At 55.3% G+C, this 4,807-nt stretch carries 7 protein-coding genes; 6 read left to right on the top strand and 1 reads right to left on the bottom strand.

Features of this window, described 5'->3' with window-relative positions:
* From ACWJI7_RS14030 to arsN2, 6 genes are all read left to right on the top strand, one after another.
* Positions 1 to 225 (top strand): GrpB family protein (locus tag ACWJI7_RS14030; protein ID WP_479938821.1); only part of this gene is annotated, 225 nt, incomplete at its 5' end.
* A gap of 14 nt (positions 226 to 239) precedes the next feature.
* Positions 240 to 989 carry an NADPH-dependent F420 reductase gene (locus tag ACWJI7_RS14025; protein ID WP_479938825.1) on the top strand — a complete coding sequence of 250 codons (750 nt, stop codon included), beginning with the start codon at positions 240 to 242 and terminating at the stop codon, positions 987 to 989.
* 91 nt (positions 990 to 1,080) lie between these two features.
* Positions 1,081 to 1,437, top strand: coding sequence for a DUF2834 domain-containing protein (locus ACWJI7_RS14020; RefSeq protein WP_479938819.1), 357 nt, complete (start codon positions 1,081 to 1,083; stop codon positions 1,435 to 1,437).
* Positions 1,438 to 1,590: 153 nt separating this feature from the next.
* Positions 1,591 to 1,920: a transposase gene (locus ACWJI7_RS14015; protein ID WP_479938818.1), complete on the top strand. Its 330-nt coding sequence runs from the start codon at positions 1,591 to 1,593 to the stop codon at positions 1,918 to 1,920.
* The gene (locus ACWJI7_RS14010; protein ID WP_479938823.1) at positions 1,917 to 2,813 is read left to right on the top strand and encodes an IS3 family transposase; all 897 of its coding nucleotides are present in this window, start codon (positions 1,917 to 1,919) and stop codon (positions 2,811 to 2,813) included. The genes ACWJI7_RS14015 and ACWJI7_RS14010 overlap by 4 nt, the downstream gene beginning before the upstream one ends.
* A gap of 529 nt (positions 2,814 to 3,342) precedes the next feature.
* The gene (gene arsN2, locus ACWJI7_RS14005; RefSeq protein ID WP_479938816.1) at positions 3,343 to 3,798 is read left to right on the top strand and encodes an arsenic resistance N-acetyltransferase ArsN2; all 456 of its coding nucleotides are present in this window, start codon (positions 3,343 to 3,345) and stop codon (positions 3,796 to 3,798) included.
* 275 nt (positions 3,799 to 4,073) lie between these two features.
* Here the strand turns inward: arsN2 and ACWJI7_RS14000 are convergent, their stop codons facing one another.
* Positions 4,074 to 4,385 carry a hypothetical protein gene (locus tag ACWJI7_RS14000; protein WP_479938814.1) on the bottom strand — a complete coding sequence of 104 codons (312 nt, stop codon included), beginning with the start codon at positions 4,383 to 4,385 and terminating at the stop codon, positions 4,074 to 4,076.
* Between the last annotated feature and the right edge of the window lie 422 nt (positions 4,386 to 4,807).

Genomic DNA, 4,807 nt, shown 5'->3' with positions numbered 1-4,807 from the left:
CTGGTGGAAAAAGTGGTCGGGATGGAGAGGCGTCAACTTTCCTGGCAGAGGGGGCTGCGCGCTGACGCGTCACTGCGCCAGCAGTACCAAGAACTCAAGATGTCGTTGGCCCTGCTTCACAGGCATGACCATGAGGCATACACAGAAGCGAAGGGTCCTTTCGTCCAGGCGGTTGTTGCATCCTGCTTGCAAGGCGGCGAGAATGCGGCCTGTCAAGCTTCTTGAGCGAACAGGCCCATATGCTCCTGTTGTCGCTCTACAATTCATGTCTGCCACTCAGGGGCAACGCTAGGTTTCTCACGTACTGTTATTTGCTTAATGTCATACAAACAATGAACATCGCAATCATCGGAACCGGAAACGTGGGAGAGGCACTTGCGAGACGTTGGCTTTCCACAGGCCATCGCGTTATTTTCGGCAGTCGCGAGCCCAGCTCCACAAAGAATGTGGCTTTACTTGAAACCCTAGGCCCAGATGCTTCGAGCGCTACGCTCGAGGACGCTCACACGGACGCAGACGTTGTAGTAATTGCTGTCCCATGGGTGGCCGCACTCACCACGGTTCGTGCAATGGGGGATCTGAAGCACAAGGTGTTGATCGATGCGACAAACCCAATTGCGATGACACCCGAAGGGCTGCAAGCCGGATTAATTCTCGGTCACACTACCTCTGCCGCCGAACAGATTGCGGCGTTAGCGATAAATGCGCGAGTCGTCAAGGCATTCAACCAAGCTGGCGCTGGTGTTATGGCAAATCCAGCAGTGCAAGCGAGTGAATGCACTATGTTTATTTGCGGCGACGACGACGAGGCCAAGAGGCTGACAACTCAGTTAGCAGTGAACATGTCTCTGCGCGTTCTCGACGCTGGAGACTTACGCCAAGCCAGGCTCTTGGAGCCGCTTGGGATGCTTTGGATTCACATGTGTTACCTGCGCGGCAATGGACAAAACTTTTGTTTTAATGTGACCGATCTAAACGCGGTAAAATAAAGCGCTCCACTGGATATTCTAAAGCCGGTAGTGATGTAGCAAAGACAACAACAGCCGACAACCTTGGGGTTAGTAATTACAGGAGTACATCATGCAAACTATCTACATCATCCTGTGCATCATCGGCACTGCTTTGCCGCTTGCCCAGTTCATTCCATGGCTCGCTGTCAACGGGTTAGATATCCCTCTCTTTTTCCAACAAGCCTTTTCAAGCCCGATTTCAGCGTTTGCGTGGTCAGATCTGGTCATTTCTACAATCGTTGTTGTGGCTTTCACTTTTGCCGAAGGGCGTCGTCTTGGCATGCGTCGCGCATGGGTTTCGTTGCTTGGCTTAGCCGTTGGCATTTCTTTGGCATTACCGCTCTTTCTGCTAGTGCGCGAGCGGCATCTAGCAGTAATGGGGCCTAACGATTCCTTTAAGCCGAAGCCGCTTCGCGGCTCGGATTAACTCAGGCGTTAGAAGTACTGTTGATCAGCGCTGGATGACTGATCTCTCAAGGGTAAGGCCTTCCCAACACGCAGAGGCACAAGCCTTTGGGGTTACCCCGGTTTCAAGGACAAGTCGATAAGGGTCACGCCATGACCACCAGACTGTCCATCGATGACCAACCCCACGAAGACCAGGCGTCGGTTCACGGCGCAGCAGAAGGCGGAGGCCGCGGAGCTCTGCCTGCAGGAGAGCCTCTCCTGCAACGCCGTTGCCCAGCGGCTTGGGCTTCCCTCGAGCAGCCTGGCCCGTTGGGTCCGGCAGGCCCGTATCGACCGCGGCCAGGCCGGAGCCCGTGATCAGGGCCTTCTCACCAGTGAGGAGCGCGTTGAGCTCAACCGGCTCCGCAAGGAGAACCGCGAGCTCAGGAGGGAGAAGGATTTTTTCAGGCTGGCGGCAGCGCACTTTGCGAAAGAGCAGCTGCCGCCGAGAGGTTTCGCCTGATCGAGCAACTCGCCGAGCACCACTCCGTCTCTTGGCTATGCCGGCAGCTGGGGGTGGCCCGCAGCGGCTATTACGCCTGGCGGCAGCGGCAGGAGGCGCCGGGAAAGCGGGCAGCCGAGAACGCCCGGCTCACCGCTGAGATCCAGGTGGTGTTCGGCGAGCACCGGGGCTTCTACGGCTCGCCCCGGATCCACCAGGAGCTGCGCGCCGTGGGCCACAGGGTCGGTCGACACCGGGTCGCCCGGCTCATGCAGCGGGCCCAGCTCAGGGCCAGGACCCGCAAGCCCTTCCGGCCCTGCTCCAAGGCCAGCCGCGGTGCTGCTGGTGTGGCAGAGAACCTGCTGCAGCAGGACTTCCAGCCCCCGGCTCCAAACCGCTGCTGGGCGGGCGACATCACCTACATCCGCACCACAGCGGGCTGGCGATACCTGGCTGTCTGGATCGATCTGTTCAGCCGCCGTGTGGTCGGCTGGACGCTGGATCAGCGGATGGATGCTGCCCTGGTGATTGAGGCCCTCAACCGGGCCCTCGGCCACCGGCAGGTGGAACCGGAGCAGCTGCTGCTGCACACCGATCAGGGCAGCCAGTACCGGGCGACTGACTACCGCGATCTGCTGAAGGAGCAGAAGATCGTCTGCAGCATGTCCGCCAAGGGCTGCTGCTGGGACAACGCCGTGGTGGAGAGCTTCTTCTCCACCCTCAAGCTGGAGTTGGACCTCGATGACAATCGAGAGGAGCTGATCTCTCCCCAGCAACTCCAGCGTGATCTGGCCTTCTGGATCGAGGGTTACTACAACCGCGAACGGCGCCATTCAACGATCGGTTACATCAGTCCGATCGACTGTGAGCAGAGGTTCATCGCGACCTCTACACTCACTCCTGTGAACTCCTGATCGGTGTCCACGAAATCGGGGGAATCCCACTGAGTCCTCCCGCTGGGCTGTAGCGATTGAACGAAGACTAGCTCACGTCGCGGTTGATCTCTAGGAGCAACCAATTGGATTTGCCACGCTTAGCTTCGTTGACTTTGAACCGTATCTCGATCAGGTTGAGGTGCGCCCAACCTTCATGCGCCAAGAAGTCGGCACTATGTTGCTCTGCCACGCAATTTCGTTGAGTAGTGGCCAGTCCTTTTGGCTCACGACCTATTCGCACCTCTGGTGGAACAGGCCGGATTATGAACGGCATTGTTTCGTCACAGTCCAAGATAGCTTCTACGGATCAGAAAGTTGCACGATCCTTCAAGAACAGCGCGCAGCACTTCCTGATCCGTGCCAGCGAATCGCCATGGTCCGCCGGCCTAATGCCTAATACTACGGGCGCTTAGCAAATCTTTGTAGCAGACGTATGAACTACCACCCATTTTACTGGCGCAAAAACAGGCGTCGCCATAATCGTCGCTGAACTCAGGTATTAGACATTATGGAACAACTGCAACCAGAAGACTTCATCCAAGTTTCTTCTTTGCTTGAGCAAAGTGGCTTAGTAACAATTGATCTTCAGCCCGGTGACTTGAAGCAGTTCTTGGGACTCCGCCAGGCAAAATCCATTGTTGCGGTAGGTGGAGCAATGGCATTTGGTCAAAATGGACTGTTGCGTTCAATAGCAATTTCCCGCACCCTGCGAGGACGCGGACTCGGTAAGGAGATTGTCAGCCAGCTTGAACTACGCGTAGCTGCTTCTGGCATCCGCACGCTTTACTTGTTGACGGAAACCGCTGCTACCTTTTTCATGAAACTAGACTATGAAGTTGTTTCCCGATCCCAAGTACCAGACGAAATCTGCGCGACCGCTCAATTTTCTGAAGTCTGTCCTGAGTCCGCAACTTGCATGAAGAAACAGCTGCCGCCTACCGTGAAGCTAGAGCAGACAGAATGACAGCGCCCTCCCTTCTCTGGTCAGTTGCCGTCAACTACCGCGCAGCTTGTATTATTCTGATCCCAAGCGCCAATCTCGGTAAGTTCGGATGTTCAGGACGCGCTACAGCCTCGAGGGACTATGAGCTGCGTCCTCGTCTGAGCGCTAAGGCAGATATCCGTTCCTAGCCATTGCCCGCACCCTTCCGACGACTTCATCATCATCATCGCGTGCACAAGTGCCTCGTTCATGACTCTGCGCCATGGGTAGTTGAGGAGAAGTGGTCGAATCGCCAATCAGCTTCTGGGGGCGTAGGGCAAGGAACCCTCCGCTTCCATTTGCTTAAGCTCGGCCAGCTTGTTGATCACTTCCGGACGATTGCCTTCGCTGAGATCTATGCTCTCGATCGTTCCAGCATGTTCAGCCAGGCGTATGAATCTCGATGCATCGGTTGTCGTGATCTTGTGCTTTTCAAGAAAGCTTCGGTTCTGATCACTGTTTTGGAGAGCTTTGAGCGTGATCAGAGCATCACTTACAATCATCGCGCAGGCAAGCTCAAGGCGATTTGGCCTGTTCTTTGTGCTTTTGATGGCACGCAGTGCGGTCAAGGCGACAAGTACGAAGGACTATTTATCTTACGGCGATTAAGCCAGCATGTATAGGCTGTGAAGATCAGCCGGGGTGTCCTGCAGTGATCTGATCGATGCGAGTTCGGTTTTTCTCATAGGAGCTGATCATGAATGATGAACTAGTCTTGTCATTATAGCTATACACGAGCAAGCACACCCATTGCGGCTACGACTGATTACAGAGTCTAATAGCCTGATGTATTTTGCAGTAGAAAGCTGATAGCACATCTGGATGTCAGCATATTGCCCTGGGTTGAATGATGCCGGATGATCTAATCTGAATGCACCTTTGGACTTTTGGGACGCTATTCCCCGGGCTCTACAGTGCGGCGTGCTTCCCAACGATCTAGATCTAATCATCACGATGCTGGTTTGATCAAGTTCGAGGCGATGAAGTCCAG

This window comes from Cryptocyanus atlanticus LEGE 06306 (assembly GCF_056633155.1).
Note: the sequence above shows the minus strand (reverse complement) of the source record. Positions and strands in the feature narration are given on the sequence as shown.